A 16,892-nucleotide genomic window follows, 5' to 3' on the forward strand; every position below is an offset into this window, starting at 1 on the left:
CTTTTATTTTTGAATTTGCATTATTAATTCATTGTAGCTCATCCCATAAGATTTTACTACAGCATTTAGTTCTTCAAGTCCTGCTTTTATACCGCCTTCCTTTTCTTTTCTTATAAGAACTTTATAAATTTCTTCTATTGTTTTAACAGCCTCTGCTTTAGGCTTTCTTCTTACTGAATAATAATTTAAAATATTTTCATTAGAATCACAAGAAGCTGTTATGTTTGCAAAAACCCAATAATAATCATTAAATTTTGTTTTATTTTTTACAAAAGCAAAAACCTCTCTTTTCATTTGAATATTATCCCATAAATATTTAAAAACAGTTCTTGGCATATCAGGATGACGCATAATACTATGAGGTTTATATAAAATTTCATCAATTTTATAATCAGAGTATTTTAAAAAATCCTCATTGGCATAGATAATTTCACCTTTTAAATTAGTTTTTGATGTTATTAAAACATCTGGAGTTAGAACTTTTTCCAAAGACATAGATAAATTCCTTAAATTTAAATTAATCAGACTGATTATACCTTTTTTTATAAAAACATTTTTTAAATGTTTTTATAAAATTATTTTTGAAGCTCTAAAATTAGCTGATTATAACTCATACCATAAGAATTAACTATCTTCATAAGTTCATTCACTCCAGCTTTTATACCTCCAGTTTTTTCAGCTTCTAATAAAACCTTATAAACTTGCTCTATAACAGGTATGGCCTCTCTTTTAGGTTTTCTTCTTACTGAATAATAATTTATAATATTTCCTTGATTATCAAATGAAGCTGTAACATTAGTAAAAACCCAATAATAATCATTTTGTTTGGTTTTATTTTTTACAAAGGCAAAAATTTCTTTTCCATCTTGTATATAATTCCACAAACATTTAAAAACCGTTTTTGGCATGTCAGGATGACGCACAATATTATGTGGTTTATACAAAATCTCATTCATTTTATAACCAGCATATTTTAAAAAATCATCATTAGCATAAATGATATCTCCTTTTAAATCTGTTTTAGAAGTTATTAGTGTATCTGGTTCTAAAATTTTCTCTTGTGACACTTTTACCCTTTTTTTGGTTTTATTTAAAAAATATTATATTTAATATATCATAAAATTTCATTAAAATTAAAACCTTTATCATAAAGTATCTTTCTAACTAATTCTTGATGCTCTTTTCCTTTAGTTTCTAAGGTAATTGAAATCATTGCATCACCATATTCAAGCTTGGTTGAAAATCTATCATAGTCAATTTTAACTATATTAGCCTGAGCTTCCTTAATTGCATCACTTAAAGCACTTAAAGCCCCTGGTTTATCAACTAAAGTAACATTAATAAGCATTTTTCTAAAAGCTTTAAATAAGCCTTTTTCTATAATAATATTTAACATTTGTACATCAATATTTCCACCACTTAAAACCACACCGATTTTCTTATGATTTTTTAAATCTATTTTTTTATGCAAAAGTGCAGCTACTGCTGATGCTCCTGCTCCTTCAACTGTTATTTTGTGTTTTTCAAGTAAATACAATACCGCATTAGCTATTTCTTCATCATCAACTTGAATAAAATCATCAACACATTCAAGAATAATATCAAAATTAATTTTATTCACATCACGCACTGCTATACCATCAGCTATAGTTCTAACAGCTTTTGAATTAATCATTTTTTTACTTTTAAAACTCTCATACATCGCAGGAGCTCCCTTAGCACTCACTCCGATAACTTTTATAGCAGGATTAATTTGCTTAGCAGCACTTGCCACTCCACTAATCAAACCTCCCCCACCAACTGGAGCTAAAATCATATCCAAATCACTTATTTCATCAAGCATTTCAAGCATTAAAGTGCCTTGTCCTGCTATAATACTTTCATTTTCAAAAGGATGAATGAAATTTAAATGATGTTCTTTGGCATAATTTAGTGCATAAGCATAAGCCTCATCAAAATTATCTCCTTTTAAGATCACTTTTGCGCCTAAATTTTTAGTCGCACTTACTTTTAATAAAGGCGTAGCTTCAGGCATAACAATCACAGCTTCTATGCCAAATTTTTTAGCACTAATTGCTACTCCTTGCGCATGATTTCCTGCGCTTGCAGCTATTACACCTGCTTGTTTTTGTTCTTTAGTTAAATTAGCTATTGTATTATAAGCTCCTCTAATTTTATAAGCACCTGTTTTTTGCAAATTTTCACATTTTAAAAAAACATCAGCTTCTAAAAACTCACTCAAAAAAGAAGAGTGCACAAAAGGGGTTTTTAATACAAAATCTGCGATTTTTTGTTTTGCTTGATAAATTTTATTTAATTCAACCATGATTATCCTTTTTGTAGTTCTATTTTAATGCAACGATCTTGAACGCAATTTATACCATATTTTTTACATTTTTGCATTATTTCTTCATTAATAATGCCAAGTTGCATCCAAAAATTTTTAATCTTTTTACTCAAAAGATCTTCAAAAATTTCATTTGCAAAACTTGCTTTTCTAAACATTACAACCGTATCAACTTCAAAAGGGATTTCTTTTAAGTTTCTATAAACTCTTTCATTTAAAATAAAATCTTCTTTAGGATAGATGGGATAAATTTTATAACCTAAATCTTGTAAATATTTACTTACAAAATGAGAAGGTTTATCTTGATTAGGACCAAGTCCTATAATGGCTATATTTTTCATAGTACTTAGTATTTTATAACTATCACACAATGCTTTTTTCCTTTTTAAAGCATTGTATCTAAAATCAAATTAATAAGAAGCTTTTTTTGCAACCAATAAACAATACAAAATCAAAGCCATTGCAACCAATAAAGCACAAAAAGCATAAACATTAGCAAAACCTATACTTGGCTCTATAATCCCTAGCAAATAAGGACTAACTCCTATACCAAAATCTAAGGCTATAAAAAATGTAGAATTAGCCAAGCCCATTTTTTCTTTAGGTGCAAGTTTTATAGCTAAAGCTTGAGCACTTGAAGTAGCATTAGCATAACCTAACGTGCAAAAAACTCCAGCTAAAATAATCATATAAAAATTTAATGCAAAAGCAAGCAAAAGCAAACATACTATAAAACTCAAAAAAGAAAAAATCATCACAATATTAGCACCATATTTATCAAACACTTTACCAGCAAGTGGTCTAAAAATCATAGAAAATCCAGCATATATTACAAAAAACATAGATCCAGCAAAAGCTAAATTTAAACTTTGGGTATAAGCACTCATATAAGCTATAATAGCACCAAAAGGACATGCAAGCAAAAAGGTTACCAAGGCTAAATTTAAAACTGATTTTTCAAAATAATTATAAATACTAAATTTTCTTTTTATATGATGATGCTTTTTAAATCTTCTTACTTTTAAAAAAATAGATAAAACTAATGCAAAGACAATACTCAAACAAGCTATTAAAAAACTAAGCCAAAATTGATTGATAGAGTCAAGTTTTATGGCCAAAAAAGGTCCTAAAGCCGAAGTTAAAACAACGCTTGTAGCATAATATCCTATACCAACTCCTCTTTTATTGCTAGGTATTATCCTAGCAATAGCTGCCCCACAAGCACAAGAACAAATTCCATAACAAACCCCTGCTAAAAAGCGTATCAAAATCAAAAAATATACATTATAAAATTTCAAATACATCAAATTAATAAAAAGATAAAACAAAAGCGAAAATACTATAACCTTTTTAATATTAACATCATCAATAATTGAGCCAAAATAAAGTCTAGAAAGCAAAGCACCTATAACAAAAGCTCCCATGATAAGACCTGCGGTACTAGTTTGAAGGTTTAAAACACCTAAAACATAATCTGTACTAGAAATAGTACTCATATAAAAAACAAGACAAATAGCAAAATTTATCCCAAAAATACAGAAAAAATTTACATTAAATAAATTATATTTTTTACTTAGTCCCATGAAAAAACCTTTTAAATTTTCTCATTGATATAATCAAGTAATTTTAAAAGTCTTTCTTGATCTTTTACATCTAAGATATCTAAAATCTTTCTTTCATATTTTCTTATATAGGCATTTGCATCTAAAAAAATTTCTTTACCTTTAGCACTTAAAGTAATGATTTTTTCTCTTTTATCATCTGCTTTTAAAAACTCTATATATTCAAGTTTTGCTAATTTAGAAACAACTCTAGAAAGTATAGCTTTATCCATCTGATAAAACTCACATATTGGAGCTAAAGTGCTACAATCATGCTGATTTAAATATACAAAAACCCTCCAATCACTTGATTTTAGTCCAAAGGGTTTTAAAATTTCATTGACTTGATAGAGTATTTTTCTATTTGTATAAGTAATTTTTTGAAATAAAATAAGAAATCCTTTATAAAAATTAATTGATTAAATCAACTATTTTTATAATAACAAAGCTTGTATAAATTCTAACTTATACTAAGCTTTTTTCTTAAATGTACCCCACATTCAAGATGAGGAGTATTAGCAAATTGATCAAAAAAGGCTAAATTTAAAATTTCATGACTTTGACATAAGATTTCAAGATTTTCTTTTAAAGTGATAGGATTGCACGAAATATAAATGATATTTTCATAATTTTTAATAAGCTCGATCACACTTAGATCAAGCCCTGCTCTTGGAGGATCAACTAAGACATGAGATATTTTAAAGCTATCTAAATCTATACCTTTTAAGCGGTTAAATTCTCTTTCTTTTTTCAAAGCTTGACTTAACTCTTCACTAGAAAGTCTTGTAAAAATTATATTTTCAATAGAATTTAAAACACAATTTTTTAAAGCAAATTCGATATTTTTTTTAGAAATTTCAGTTGCTAAAACTTTATTAAAGTTTCTTGCTAAAGCTATGGTAAAATTTCCATAACCACAATAAAGCTCTAATAAATCTTGTTTAAAATCACTTCCAATGCAAGATACAACCCATTCAATCATCTTTTCATTGATAAAAGTATTAGGCTGGATAAAACAATCATTATTAAACTCATATAAAAATTCATTTGTATTGATTTTTAAAGCTTGTCTTAAATTTTCTCCATTAAATACAAGTTTTTTACCCCTGCTTCTTGCTATGAGTTTGAGATTTAATTTTTCTGCTAATTCTTGTAAGTCTTGTATAATTAGCTCTATATTTTTATGGAAAAGTAAAGTTATACTTAAATCTAATTTTGTAGCTAAAAACTCTACTCCAAAAAGCTTATGTTTTAAATTTTCATTTAGATTATTTAATAAAATAGGCATACAGTCTTGAATTTTTTCATCTGCTATATCAAATTTCTCAATAGGAATTTTTTTCTTGTTTTCAAACATTGCATAAGAAATTTCCCCATTTTCATGATGATATATAGAAAATTCTGCCCTAGTTCTATAAGCTTTTAAAGGTGATTTAAAGCACTGAATTTCTTTATCATATAAAGAAGAAAACAATGCTTTATTTAAAGCAATTTTTTCTTCAAAATGCATCTATGCATCTACCTTTTTGCCAACTACAAAAAGTAAAGCTATCATAGCTAAGATTCCAAAAACAAGCCCTAGCCATACATTAAGTCCTAGTGCTACTGGTAAATAACCACAAAGTATACTAATAGCACAAACACTCAAAGCATAAGGCATTTGCGTGCTAACATGAGCTAAAAGATCACACTTACTTCCCATAGATGAAAGTATAGTTGTATCAGAAATTGGCGAGCAATGATCTCCAAAAATAGCTCCTGTTAAAACCCCTGAAATATTAATAATCATATATTGGTGCAACTCTGCTCCGCTTAATTCATTATGAACACCAACAGCCATAGCTAAAGGAATAGCTAAAGGCATTAAAATACCCATAGTTCCATAACTAGTTCCTGTTGAAAAAGAAATAATAGAAGCAAAAATAAAAATTGCCGTAGGAAGCAAGTAAATAGGTGTTTTATCTGAAAATAAATCAATTAAATATTTAGAAGTTCCTAAATCCTTAATCACAGAAGCTAATGACCATGCGCAAAGTAAAATAATCACAGTCATAATCATAGTTCTCCAACCATGGGTCCAAACCGCAATAGCTTCTTTTAAAGTAAATATTTTTCTATACATTCCCAAAATAATAGCTACTATGGTAGCTAAAAGTGCTGCTTGAAATAATACAACCGAAGCATCAGCTGCGCCAAAAGTTTCTCTAAAAGCAAATAAACTAAGCGGTGCTGCATCAATTTGTGCTTTAATACTCGCATCATCTAGAGCATTATAACCACTAAAATAAAAACCTATAAATGAAAATACAATCAAAACAGCTAAAGGTATAATAGCATTAGAAGCTTGTAATTTCACATGCTCTTTTGGCTCTAAAACCTTATCTTCTATATTATCAATTTGCTCATGACCATGAGAAAATTTACCCGCTCTAGCTCTAAGCTCAGCTTTTAACATAGGTCCAAATTCTCTACCTGTATAAATAGTTAAAACAACAAAAATCAGCATAAAAAGATTATAAAATCTATAAGGTAAGGTTTGTACAAAGATTTCAAAAGCATTGATTTCTTCTTTTACTATACCTAAATGCGCAAAAGTTGCATTATCGATTAAATCATATCCGCTACGAATTAAAGAAATTTCAAGTCCTATCCAAGTAGAAATGATAGCAAGACCAGTAATTGGCGCTGCGGTTGCATCCATAATAAAAGCAAGTTTTTCACGACTTACTCTAAATTTATCTGTCACTGGACGCATGATAGGACCTACAATTAATGAATTAGCATAATCATCAAAGAAAATAAAAATCCCCATACACCAAGTAGCAAATTGTGAGCTTTTTGCCTGCTTAGCTTTAGTAGAAAGCCAAACAGCCACAGCTTTAGTACCACCTGTTTTAGTAATAAGAGCTACAACCCCACCTATAGTTAAAACTTGCAATAAAATTCCTGCATTACCCGGACTTGCCATAGCATTTACCACTTTAGAAATAAAGCCCGTAAAAGAAGCAATGATAGCATGATAAATACTATTTTCAATAAGTCCTAGCATAAAAGTACCACTTAATGCACCAATAAACAACGAAAGCACTACATCTTTAGTGATAAAAGCTAAAATAATAGCTATCACTGGTGGTAAAAGCGTCCAAACTCCAAAAAGTTCTGCATTTGCTTGTACATCAGCAAATAACAATAAAGGAGCTAATAATAAATAAAAAATTTTCATATTTTTCCTTAAGTTTTTATATTTTCTCGCTAAAAGTTCCTGCCCATGTTTGAGTCACAGGCATAAGTTCAATTTCGTTAATATTAATATGCTCAGGCAAGCTAATAATAAAAGTAATAATTTTTGCTATATCTTCAGCTTTAATATATTTAGTATTTTCATAAACCTCATCAGCCTTTTTAATATCACCTTTAAATCTCACTTCACTAAATTCAGTTTTACAAAGCCCCGGAGCTATATTAGTTACCTTTATATTGCTTCCACGCAAATCCGTTCTTAAAGCTTTAGAAAATTGTGCCACAAAAGCTTTCGTACCACAATAAACATTACCTCCATAATAAGGCACATTTGCCGCAATTGAACCAAGATTAATCACATGAGCATTTTTTGCCTTTCTAAGTAAAGGTAAAGTAGCTCTTGCTATATATAAAAAGCCTTTGATATTAGTATCTACCATGGCTTCAATATCTTCAATATCCAAAGAATCAAACTCATTTAAACCCAAAGCAAGACCTGCGTTATTAACAAGTAAAGAAATATTTTGTAAATCTTGAGGTAAATTTTCAATTGCTGTAAAAACCGCTTGTTTATCCCTAACATCAAGCACGATAGGATAAATTTTATCCCCATAAAGCTCTTGTAGTTTTTCTAACCTTTCTTTGCGTCTTGCTATAGCTATAACCTTATAATCAAGCTCTATCAAAGCTTTTAAACTCTCTAGTCCAAAACCTGAACTTACCCCTGTTATTAAAGCAATTTTCATGGTTGCGCCTCTTCATATAACATCAAATTTTCATTTTCTTTTAAACCAAGTTTTCTTAAAAATTTAATATTTTCTTCTTTTTTTGCAATGATAGCAAAATCAAGAGCATTAAATCCTAAATCATCTATTTCTTTATAATTAGCTTTATAATCTATAAGCAACTTAAGCATTTTTACATCAGCATAATTTGCCCCATGCATAAAGATATTTTTAGAAGTATGCTCAAGCGCACATAAGGTGATAAAATATGGCGTATTGCTTCCCATACTGGCAATAGAAAGTTTTTCATTATCATTAATGTATTTTTGATTTACATTTGCACCATTTTCAAGCAAAAGCTTGGCAATCTTATAGTTGTTATATTCAACAGCATAAAACAAAGGTGTTTTTCCAAAAGAATTTTTATAATCAACTACCGCTTCATTTTCAAGCAAAAGCTTAACATTTTCTGCATTATCTAGTGCAAAAAATAAAGCAGACTCATAACCTTCATTTATTTTTACACCCAATTTAATAAATTCTCTTATAATCTCACTTTCTCTATTATTTAACAAGGCTGATTTAAAACCATTGTTTAATTCTAAATTACTAATTTTTTTAGTATAAATATACTCTTTAATCTGCTCCAAAGAATTATTTTTATTAGCTACAAATTTTTCAAAATCTGAAATATCTTTAAAGATTTTAGTCTCGCCAACTGCCCAGTTTAAAAATTCATTCAAAGCATTACTAGCAAAATAAATTGCACTTGCTTTATCTAAATTAAATTCCTTTTGAAAATATCTTGTTAGAGGGTTAATCGCATTATTATATTCTTTCCAAAATTCCTTAAAAAGTTTAAAATTTCCAATGCTTTGATAAGCCCAATATCTAAAATACGCTTTTAATTTTGCAAATTTTTCTTCAAGTATTATAGGATCTTGTAAAGTCTTTTGATAGCCTTGTGGATCAAGTGCAATTTCTAATAATTTAAAATCAAATTTTCTCAAATCACTAAAGTATTCTCCACCCATACAAGCACTATTGCTTCCTCTAATTTCATTAGCAAGTTCATATAATCTTTTTGTGATTTGATGATTTTTTAAAGAAAAAGCGCAATTTAAATCCACTTGAGAAAAATCTTGTGTATTTTTTGGCTCAAACTCTTTAAAAAAATCAGCCTTATTTTCCTTAACATACTCACAAGTATAATCCAAAGCTAAAGCATTTAAACTTATAATCAAACTAAATAATAAAATCTTCAAATATTTTCCTTGAATATAAATTAAATCACTATTTTAACTAAATTTTTGCTTTAATAACAATTAATTAATTTAAAATTCATACAATGCTTGCTTTTAAATAAGGAAAAATATGTATCAAAGTTTTTATAAAGCTAGTTTTGTTTATATTCTTTTACAAAGTGATAAAGATAAGCTTATTAATGTTGATTTTGCTATATATAAGCCTGATTTTACCAAAGATAAACACCCTGTTTTAGAACAAGCCTTAGAAGAACTAGACCTTTATTTTAACAAAAAGCTTTTTACTTTTAGCACTCCTCTAGCTCTTCAGGGAAGCGAATTTGAACAAAAGGTATATAAAGCTTTGATAAAAATTCCTTATGGACAAACTAAAACTTATCAAGAAATTGCTTCTTTTATCAATCATCCAAAAGCTTTTAGAGCAGTAGGCAATGCAAATTCTAAAAATAAACTTGCAATTTTTATACCTTGCCATAGAGTAGTAGCTAAAAATCACTTAGGTGGATACAATGGTGGTTTATTTATCAAAGAGGCTTTACTTAAATTAGAAGGCGTACTTTAAAATGCCAAGCTTATTGCTAGCAAGTTTTATTTGGGCTTTTTCTTTTCCATTAATTGGGCATTTTATTACCTTAGAAATGGATAGTTTTTTTGCAGCATTTGCAAAAGTTTTTTTATCTTTATTGATATTTTTACCTTTTTTAAATTTTAAGCTAAATTTGCATTTAAAACTAAAACTCATAAGCATTGGGGCTTTGCAACTTGGTGTGATGAATTTATTTTATTATCATTCTTTTTTATATTTAAGTGTAAGCGAAGTAGCGCTTTTTACGATTTTTACACCTTTTTACGTTGTGCTTTTTTATGGGCTTTTTTCAAAAAATCTTAGATATTTATATTTTATAAGTATTTTTATATGCATTATGGGTGCTTTTGTAGTTAAATTTGATAATATTAACTCTAATTTTTTATATGGATTTTTACTTATTCAAGGAGCTAATTTAGTATTTGGTGCTGGACAAAGTTTTTATAAAATTTTATTAGAAAAAAATACAAATTTAAGCCAAAAAGAAGCCTTTGCTTATTTTTATTTAGGCGCAACCAGTATAACCTTACCTGCTTTTTTATTTTTTGGAGATTATAATAATTTACCATCCAATTTAAGTTCTTGGATAGCTTTGATTTATCTTGGGACTATTGCTTCGGGACTTGGATATTTTTTATGGAATAAAGGCTCTACGGAAGTAGATAGTGGGGTTTTAGCCTTGATGAATAATGCCATTATACCTATAAGTATTTTTATCAATATGAGTATTTTTGGAGTAGATGTAGAGCTGCTACCTTTTTGTATGGGGACTTTAATCATTCTTTTTTCATTTTTTATACATAAAAAAATCATGCATTATTATAATAAGAAATCTTACTCAAATATAAACCACTAGCAGGAGCTAAAAATCTACAATGAGCTTTTTTAGCGTTGATTTGTTCTAAAAGCTCATTTTGGCTCATTTTTCCTTCTAATACCTTTAAAATACTTGCCATCATCATTCTAATTTGCGATCTTAAAAAACCATTTGCTTCAAAATAAAACACAGTGTAATTTTTATAAGCATAGACTCTAGTTTTATACATTTTTCTTATGCTTGTTTTATTATCAGAGCCTTCTTTTTGAAAGAGTTTAAAATCATGCTCTCCTTCAAATAAAAAAGCAATTTCCTTGGCTAATTTAATATTTATTTTTGGATAAAAATGCACATAAGAAGCTAAAAAAGGATTATATTTTTCATGACTTATAATATAGCGATATGCTCTTTTTTGCACATCAAAACGCACTTGGAAATTTTCTTGCATTCTTTGGATATGCTTTATATGTATAAATGGGTGCGCAAAATGATTGATTTTATTTTTTAAATATACAAAATCTTTAAAATGTTCTCCCGCTTTTACACAAGCGACTGCATTAAATGCATGCACACCTTTATCAGTTCTTGAAGCAAATAAAGGCTTTTCATAAATACCCAAATGCGACAAGGCCTGTGCTAAGGCATCTTGGACACTAAGCTTATGTGGCTGGGTAGCTGAACCTTGAAATTTAGAACCATCATAAGAAAAAGTTAATTTTAAAAGCATTAATACTTACTTGCAATTTTTGCTTTAAAATAAAACAAAGAAGTAATTAAAAAGCTTGAAAAAATCACAGCAATAGCTACAAAAGGAGGATTATAAAAACTAATCAAAAGCGTAAAATAAGCAAAAATAATCACAAAAATTCCAAAATAAGCAAAACCTTTTTCATAACGATAAGTTACTATACCAAAAGAGAGTGCAAAAAGCGCGCTAGCTAAAGGAAATAAAGCTATAAGAATATAAATAACAAATTCTTTTGCTTTTTCTTTATTGCTTGTTACATCAGACCAATACCCATAAAAACTTTGAGTATTTAATTCTTTAGAAGAAAGCTTGCTTTTAATTAATAAATTTTTAAAACTAGAAATATGCCAATCTTCTTCTTTAATCTCATAAGCCTTTCCTTTATCTAGCTTAAAAGTAATAACCCCATCATTTGTTTCTAACTTTCCTTCTTTGGCTAAAATCACTTGTTCTTTATCTTGTAGATTTTTCTTTGGATGATACATTATGATATTTTTATAAGTTTCATCAGAATTTTTAGCATCAATAAAAACAAGCCATTCCCCATATCTTTGTCCAAATTCTCCTGTTTTTATGCTTACTTTAGCGCTAATTTTTTTATAATCTACAAAATTATCAAAAAGTTCAAAAGATATAGGTATAAAAACCAAAACCACCACAAGCATAAAAGCACTTACTAAAGCTGCAATTTTTGCAAAAAAACTTGCTATCATGCTTGGAGCTATACTCAAAGCAAACAACACCGTGCTTTCATTTTCCCTAGAAAGCCTATAAAAGGCCAAAGTCAAAGCTATGAAAAAAGATATGGGTAAAGTAAAAATCAATATCTTTGGTAAAAGATAAATATATAATTTGATTAATTCAAAAAAAGTAATTTCAATATAAGCAGTAATTTTAGCAAGTTGTATAAAAAATATAATCGAAACAATAATAAATAAGGTGAAAAATAAAGATAACATTGTGCTTAAAAACTGATTAAGCAAATACTTATAAACTAGCTTCATAATATACTTTCTACACTTAGATTAATCAAAATTCCGCAAAATAAAAAAGGAATCATAGGCATTTGATAATCTTTTTTAGATATTTTTATAAACATCAAAAGACTTAAAAAACTTGCAATAAATAAAATCAAAAAGCCTTTTTCATAGCCAAAAATTCCAAAAATCAAAGCTATTATTATAACATCACCTTCCCCTAAACTTTCTAAAATTTCATCTCTTTTTTTAAAATTTTTAATAAAATTAATCACACTTTTTAGTATAAAAATTAACCCCGCTCCAAAACACACTCTAAATAAAAAGCTATCTTGAAAATCCTCTAAATTTAAGCCATTTTGTAAAAAATCAAAACAAAAAGCTAAAATAAATAAAATCCAAAGCCAAAGCTCACTCACTGCTTTTAAATAATAATCCATCCAAGAAAGCGCTAATAATATAGCTAGCATACAAGCAAAAATTAAAATTTGAAAAAGATCTTCGATTAAATAAAAAGCAAAGAAAAACAAACACGCACAAATAAATTCATTAAAAGGATAAATCAAAGAAATTCTTTCTTTGCAAAAAGCACATTTACCTTTTAAAAATACAAAAGATAACAAAGGAAAAAGATGATAAAATTTCAAAGTTTTAAGACACTTAGGACATTTTGATCTTGGACTTATTATACTTTCTTTATTAATCGTTCTTAAAATCAAAACATTGACAAAAGAACCCATACAAAGCCCTAGTAATAAAAAGAAAAATATCATTTACCAAAGGTTCTTTTGCGTTTTTTAAACTCAGTAATGATATTTGCGATTTCTTTTTTAGTAAGTGCAGGAAATAAGGTTTGACTAAAATAAATTTCTGCATAACTTGATTGCCATAATAAAAAATTTGAAATTCTTTTAGCACTCCCTACCCTTAAAAACAAATCCACGTCCTCGCTTAAGTCAAGATTTGCTTGTATATTTGCTTCATTAATTTCAAGATTTTTTTCAATCACCTTTTTAACCGCTCTAACTATTTCATCCTTGCCTCCGTAAGAAATAGCCAAATTAACGCATAATTTTGTGTAGTTTTTAGTTTGTTCTTGAAAATTTTGTATTTTTTTTAAGGTTAATTCATCTAAAAGACTTAAATTTCCTATGGCTTTAAAACGCACTTCATTGGCTACAAATTTATTTAAAGACTCATCAAGATATTTATTTAATAGTTTAAAAAGAAACTCCACTTCTTCTTTTGGTCTTTGCCAATTTTCTGTACTAAAAGCATAAAGGGTTAGATTTTGAATTTTTTCATCTATACATACTTCTATGATTTTTTCAACAACTTTAGCACCTTGACTATAGCCAATTTTTTCTAAAAGTCCATTTTTTCTAGCCCATCTTCTATTGCCATCCATTACCACAGCAAGATGTTTTAACTTATTCATTCTATCCCTTTATATCCATCAATCTTCTAAAAACAAACATAGGATTAAGCGTATTAACTACTTCAAATTTAAAATACTCATTTAAAAAATGCGCTACTTTAGCAAAAGGTGTTTGTATGCGTGTGATTTTACCATTATCAATTATAATTTTTAAAGCACCAAAAATTTCAAAATACAAATACACCTCTAAAATATTTCCATTTTTCTTAGCTTCAAATAAAGCCCTATTTCCCTCATAAACAAAAGGTATATGATAAATTCCTTCAAAAAATGCAAAAAACATTTCCTTATAAATTTCAAACTCATACGCACTTTTACTTTCCATAAGTCTTTGGATGATGAATTTTTTATACCAAGCTTTTTCATCACCTTCTTGCAAAAGCTTTTCTATAAGTTCAGCCCCTTCTTCAAAAAGTCTAATTTTAGGCTTTTTCAAAAGATTTTTAAAAGAAATTACACCTTTATTTTCATAAACTTCAGCTAAATACTCCTCCCCTACTTCAAGCTCTATCATACTTTTTGTTTCAAGCTTTTTAGTATTTAAAAGCAATACATAGCGATTATATGCGCGTTTTTCTAAAATTTGCATTCTTACAGGTAAGGTTGAGTTGATGATATTCACCAAAGTTTCCTTAATTCTTGTGCTAAAACAAAGCCAAGTTTTTCTTTGCTTTGTTTAGAACTTTGAGAAATACTATCTTTAGTGATAAAACAAATGCTATTTTCATCACTTCCAAAGTTCATTTGCTCATTTAAGACATTTAAACACACCATATCTAAATTTTTACTAACTAAAGATTTTTTAGCATTTTCTAAAGCATTTTGCTCATCAAATTCCATTTTAAAGCCTATTTTTTTGCCTTTAAAATCTAAATTTTTTAAGATGTCTTCATTCAGCTTTAATTTTAAATCAAGTCCATTTAAATGCTCATTTTTCTTAATCTTACCCTTATAAGCTTTTAGAGTAAAATCACTCACAGCAGCAGCCATAATTAAAGCATCAAAATCTTTGTATTTTTGCAATTTTTCTTTTAACTCTAAAGAAGATTTAAATTTTTCTAATTTATAAGGTGTTTTAAACTCTACTGAGCTAACTAGCACCACCTTAGCACCTAAAAAATATAAAGCATCAGCAACCGCCTTTGCCATTTTTCCACTTGAAAAATTACTAATACATCTTACATCATCAATTTTTTCTTTAGTCCCACCACCGCTTACAATAAAACTTTTATCTTTAAAAAAATCTTCTTGCATTAAGCTTCTTTTTAAAGCATTTATAATGCTATCAAGCTCAGCCAAAGCCCCCAAACCCTCATCTTTACAAGCTAGAGCTTTAACTATAGGATCAATGATAATATAGCCTTGTTCTTTTAAATTTTTTAAAGAATTTTGAGTACTAAAATGTAAATACATATTTGTATTTGCAGCGGGTGCGATTAAAAATGGTTTATTTTTATCTACTGCTATTAAAGTTTGAATAAATAAATTATCTGCTATACCATGGTTTAATTTATTAATAGAGTTTATACTAGCAGGCGCAAAAAGCACACAATCACAAGTCTTACTAAAGGCTATATGATTATTAGTATTTTGCCAACTTTCATTATCTTCACATAAAATTTCATCTGCTAAAGCTTCAAAGCTAAGCTTAGTACCAAATTTTAAAACCCCCAAGCTTAGCAAAACTTTAACCTTAAAACCTTCTTTTTTTAATAAAGAAATAAGCTCATAAGCTTTATAAAAAGCTATGCTTCCACTTACTGCTAGTAAGATTGTTTTCATTTTTTACCTAATTTTTTATAGTAAAAATCTTCTATGATTTGCACTTTTGCTCTATTGATATGTAAAGAGCCTTTTTCTACATCCTTACACACAGTACTTCCTGCTGCGATGATTACCTCATCTTTTATTTCAACCGGAGCGATAAATTGCGTATCTGAACCTACAAAAACATTTTTACCTATTTTAGTTTTATGTTTTTTAACCCCATCATAATTACAAGTGATAGTACCACAACCTATATTAGTTCCCTCATCTATTTCACAATCACCCAAATAACTCAAATGCCCTGCTTTAACTCCATTTAATAAAGCATTTTTACATTCTACGAAATTTCCTATATGGGTATTTTTAAGCTGGCATTTTGGACGCAAATGCGCCAAAGGTCCTACATCGCTATTTTCCACTATACTATCTTCAATCACACTTGAACTTTTAATGATAGAATTAATGATTTTTGATTTTCCCTCTATACGCACATTTTCATATACTTCACACTCACCTACAAACTCAACCTCATCTGAAATAAAAGTCGTCGCAGGCATGTGAAAAATCACGCCTTGCTTCATCCATTCTTTTTTAATCGCTTCTTGCATAAGATCTTGAGCTAGGCAAAGCTCAATTTTATCATTCACCCCCATAAAATCTTGCTCATTTACAAACACTGCATCGATTTCATAGCCCCTTTCTTTTGCTAAATAAACCGCATCGGTTAAATAATATTCTTTGGCTTTGTTATCATTTTTTATCAAAGGCAATACTTCTTTTAAAATTTGTGCTTTTATAGCATAAACACCACTATTGCAGATGTTTATAGCAAGTTCTTCTTTGCTTGCATCTTTTGTTTCTACTATTTTTTGAATTTTATTTTCTTTTAATACTATTCTTCCATAACTTTTTGGATCTTTTGCCTCAAAAACTGCCACATTAAAATCACTTTCATTTAAAGCTATTTTTTCTAAATCATCTGCCTTAACTAAAGGCATATCACCACATAAAATCAAAACTTTTTCATGCTTACTCTCATAACCCCTTAAAGCCCCTGCAGTACCTGGAAAATTTTGCAAGTCTTGCTCTAAAAAGCGTGTATTTGGAAAATGTTCTAAAACAACTTGCTCAACCTTTTCTTTTTGATGAGAAAGCACCACACATACATCATCACTAATTTTATATGCTTGTTTTAAAATATGTAAAATCATTGCTTTTGAGCAAATTTTTTGAAGCACTTTTGGATTTTGTGATTTCATACGCGTGCCAAGTCCAGCAGCCAAAATAAGCACAGAAATTTTCATAATTTACCTTTGTTTTAAAAATTATTGCTTATTTTAACAAGCTAAAGTAAAAATTCTTATTTTTATAAAATCATTTT

Annotated in this window: 19 protein-coding genes; 2 read left to right on the forward strand and 17 right to left on the reverse strand. The window is 28.3% G+C overall.

Annotation, left to right across the window (positions count from 1 at the left end):
• Positions 1 to 3: 3 nt before the first annotated feature.
• The 10 genes from L8V79_RS00415 to L8V79_RS00460 form a co-directional block, all read right to left on the reverse strand.
• Positions 4 to 495 (reverse strand): PAS domain-containing protein, encoded by a 492-nt coding sequence (locus L8V79_RS00415; protein WP_263663165.1) that lies wholly within the window; start codon positions 493 to 495, stop codon positions 4 to 6.
• Positions 496 to 575: 80 nt separating this feature from the next.
• The gene (locus L8V79_RS00420) at positions 576 to 1,067 is read right to left on the reverse strand and encodes a PAS domain-containing protein (RefSeq protein WP_263678712.1); all 492 of its coding nucleotides are present in this window, start codon (positions 1,065 to 1,067) and stop codon (positions 576 to 578) included.
• A 47-nt stretch (positions 1,068 to 1,114) separates the two neighbouring features.
• Positions 1,115 to 2,326: a threonine ammonia-lyase gene (ilvA, locus tag L8V79_RS00425; protein ID WP_263702080.1), complete on the reverse strand. Its 1,212-nt coding sequence runs from the start codon at positions 2,324 to 2,326 to the stop codon at positions 1,115 to 1,117.
• A 2-nt stretch (positions 2,327 to 2,328) separates the two neighbouring features.
• Entirely contained in the window at positions 2,329 to 2,688 is a 360-nt protein-coding gene (locus L8V79_RS00430; RefSeq protein WP_263702169.1) for a CoA-binding protein, read from the reverse strand.
• Positions 2,689 to 2,757: 69 nt separating this feature from the next.
• A complete protein-coding gene (locus L8V79_RS00435; RefSeq protein ID WP_263702081.1) occupies positions 2,758 to 3,930 on the reverse strand; it encodes an MFS transporter in 1,173 nt (390 codons plus the stop codon).
• A gap of 11 nt (positions 3,931 to 3,941) precedes the next feature.
• Positions 3,942 to 4,364: a MarR family winged helix-turn-helix transcriptional regulator gene (locus tag L8V79_RS00440; RefSeq protein ID WP_144411989.1), complete on the reverse strand. Its 423-nt coding sequence runs from the start codon at positions 4,362 to 4,364 to the stop codon at positions 3,942 to 3,944.
• 44 nt (positions 4,365 to 4,408) lie between these two features.
• Positions 4,409 to 5,458, reverse strand: coding sequence for a tRNA (uridine(54)-C5)-methyltransferase TrmA (gene trmA / locus L8V79_RS00445; RefSeq protein ID WP_263702083.1), 1,050 nt, complete (start codon positions 5,456 to 5,458; stop codon positions 4,409 to 4,411).
• On the reverse strand, positions 5,459 to 7,171 hold the full coding sequence (locus tag L8V79_RS00450; protein ID WP_263702084.1) for a Na+/H+ antiporter NhaC family protein: 1,713 nt from the start codon (positions 7,169 to 7,171) through the stop codon (positions 5,459 to 5,461).
• 16 nt (positions 7,172 to 7,187) lie between these two features.
• Positions 7,188 to 7,934: a short-chain dehydrogenase/reductase, subgroup 5 gene (locus L8V79_RS00455; protein WP_039618550.1), complete on the reverse strand. Its 747-nt coding sequence runs from the start codon at positions 7,932 to 7,934 to the stop codon at positions 7,188 to 7,190.
• Positions 7,931 to 9,178, reverse strand: coding sequence for an ankyrin repeat domain-containing protein (locus L8V79_RS00460; protein WP_263702086.1), 1,248 nt, complete (start codon positions 9,176 to 9,178; stop codon positions 7,931 to 7,933). The genes L8V79_RS00455 and L8V79_RS00460 overlap by 4 nt, the downstream gene beginning before the upstream one ends.
• 109 nt (positions 9,179 to 9,287) lie before the next feature.
• Here L8V79_RS00460 and L8V79_RS00465 point away from each other — a divergent pair, with 109 nt between their 5' ends.
• The gene (locus L8V79_RS00465) at positions 9,288 to 9,740 is read left to right on the forward strand and encodes a methylated-DNA--[protein]-cysteine S-methyltransferase (protein ID WP_263702088.1); all 453 of its coding nucleotides are present in this window, start codon (positions 9,288 to 9,290) and stop codon (positions 9,738 to 9,740) included.
• Between the two features lies 1 nt (position 9,741).
• On the forward strand, positions 9,742 to 10,620 hold the full coding sequence (locus tag L8V79_RS00470) for an EamA family transporter (RefSeq protein ID WP_263702089.1): 879 nt from the start codon (positions 9,742 to 9,744) through the stop codon (positions 10,618 to 10,620).
• On the opposite strand, the gene truA is transcribed toward L8V79_RS00470, so the two are convergent.
• From truA to glmU, 7 genes are read right to left on the reverse strand one after another with little or no spacing between them, the layout of a single operon-like run.
• Positions 10,574 to 11,308 (reverse strand): tRNA pseudouridine(38-40) synthase TruA, encoded by a 735-nt coding sequence (gene truA, locus L8V79_RS00475; RefSeq protein WP_263692042.1) that lies wholly within the window; start codon positions 11,306 to 11,308, stop codon positions 10,574 to 10,576. The two genes, L8V79_RS00470 and truA, sit on opposite strands and share 47 nt — an antisense overlap.
• Positions 11,308 to 12,333, reverse strand: coding sequence for an LptF/LptG family permease (locus L8V79_RS00480; protein WP_263702090.1), 1,026 nt, complete (start codon positions 12,331 to 12,333; stop codon positions 11,308 to 11,310). The genes truA and L8V79_RS00480 overlap by 1 nt, the downstream gene beginning before the upstream one ends.
• Positions 12,330 to 13,079: a prepilin peptidase gene (locus tag L8V79_RS00485; RefSeq protein ID WP_263702091.1), complete on the reverse strand. Its 750-nt coding sequence runs from the start codon at positions 13,077 to 13,079 to the stop codon at positions 12,330 to 12,332. The genes L8V79_RS00480 and L8V79_RS00485 overlap by 4 nt, the downstream gene beginning before the upstream one ends.
• Positions 13,076 to 13,744: a polyprenyl diphosphate synthase gene (uppS, locus tag L8V79_RS00490; RefSeq protein ID WP_263702092.1), complete on the reverse strand. Its 669-nt coding sequence runs from the start codon at positions 13,742 to 13,744 to the stop codon at positions 13,076 to 13,078. Before uppS ends, L8V79_RS00485 begins: the two co-directional genes overlap by 4 nt.
• Position 13,745: 1 nt before the next feature.
• On the reverse strand, positions 13,746 to 14,366 hold the full coding sequence (locus tag L8V79_RS00495; RefSeq protein WP_263702093.1) for a hypothetical protein: 621 nt from the start codon (positions 14,364 to 14,366) through the stop codon (positions 13,746 to 13,748).
• On the reverse strand, positions 14,363 to 15,526 hold the full coding sequence (gene coaBC / locus L8V79_RS00500) for a bifunctional phosphopantothenoylcysteine decarboxylase/phosphopantothenate--cysteine ligase CoaBC (RefSeq protein WP_263702094.1): 1,164 nt from the start codon (positions 15,524 to 15,526) through the stop codon (positions 14,363 to 14,365). Before coaBC ends, L8V79_RS00495 begins: the two co-directional genes overlap by 4 nt.
• Complete coding sequence (glmU, locus tag L8V79_RS00505) at positions 15,523 to 16,815, reverse strand: bifunctional UDP-N-acetylglucosamine diphosphorylase/glucosamine-1-phosphate N-acetyltransferase GlmU (RefSeq protein WP_263702095.1); 1,293 nt, start codon at positions 16,813 to 16,815, stop codon at positions 15,523 to 15,525. Before glmU ends, coaBC begins: the two co-directional genes overlap by 4 nt.
• Between the last annotated feature and the right edge of the window lie 77 nt (positions 16,816 to 16,892).

This window comes from Campylobacter sp. IFREMER_LSEM_CL2194 (genome assembly GCF_025771685.1).
Classification (GTDB): domain Bacteria; phylum Campylobacterota; class Campylobacteria; order Campylobacterales; family Campylobacteraceae; genus Campylobacter_D.

Coding starts and splice junctions, on each gene's coding strand:
- truA (WP_263692042.1), bottom strand. CDS start 11,308: ATGCTTTTAAAATTAACTTTTTCTTATGATGGTTCTAAATTTCAAGGT.
- L8V79_RS00465 (WP_263702088.1), top strand. CDS start 9,288: ATGTATCAAAGTTTTTATAAAGCTAGTTTTGTTTATATTCTTTTACAA.
- glmU (WP_263702095.1), bottom strand. CDS start 16,815: ATGAAAATTTCTGTGCTTATTTTGGCTGCTGGACTTGGCACGCGTATG.
- trmA (WP_263702083.1), bottom strand. CDS start 5,458: ATGCATTTTGAAGAAAAAATTGCTTTAAATAAAGCATTGTTTTCTTCT.
- L8V79_RS00435 (WP_263702081.1), bottom strand. CDS start 3,930: ATGGGACTAAGTAAAAAATATAATTTATTTAATGTAAATTTTTTCTGT.
- L8V79_RS00450 (WP_263702084.1), bottom strand. CDS start 7,171: ATGAAAATTTTTTATTTATTATTAGCTCCTTTATTGTTATTTGCTGAT.
- L8V79_RS00480 (WP_263702090.1), bottom strand. CDS start 12,333: ATGAAGCTAGTTTATAAGTATTTGCTTAATCAGTTTTTAAGCACAATG.
- L8V79_RS00485 (WP_263702091.1), bottom strand. CDS start 13,079: ATGATATTTTTCTTTTTATTACTAGGGCTTTGTATGGGTTCTTTTGTC.
- L8V79_RS00455 (WP_039618550.1), bottom strand. CDS start 7,934: ATGAAAATTGCTTTAATAACAGGGGTAAGTTCAGGTTTTGGACTAGAG.
- ilvA (WP_263702080.1), bottom strand. CDS start 2,326: ATGGTTGAATTAAATAAAATTTATCAAGCAAAACAAAAAATCGCAGAT.
- L8V79_RS00415 (WP_263663165.1), bottom strand. CDS start 495: ATGTCTTTGGAAAAAGTTCTAACTCCAGATGTTTTAATAACATCAAAA.
- uppS (WP_263702092.1), bottom strand. CDS start 13,744: ATGAATAAGTTAAAACATCTTGCTGTGGTAATGGATGGCAATAGAAGA.
- coaBC (WP_263702094.1), bottom strand. CDS start 15,526: ATGAAAACAATCTTACTAGCAGTAAGTGGAAGCATAGCTTTTTATAAA.
- L8V79_RS00430 (WP_263702169.1), bottom strand. CDS start 2,688: ATGAAAAATATAGCCATTATAGGACTTGGTCCTAATCAAGATAAACCT.
- L8V79_RS00470 (WP_263702089.1), top strand. CDS start 9,742: ATGCCAAGCTTATTGCTAGCAAGTTTTATTTGGGCTTTTTCTTTTCCA.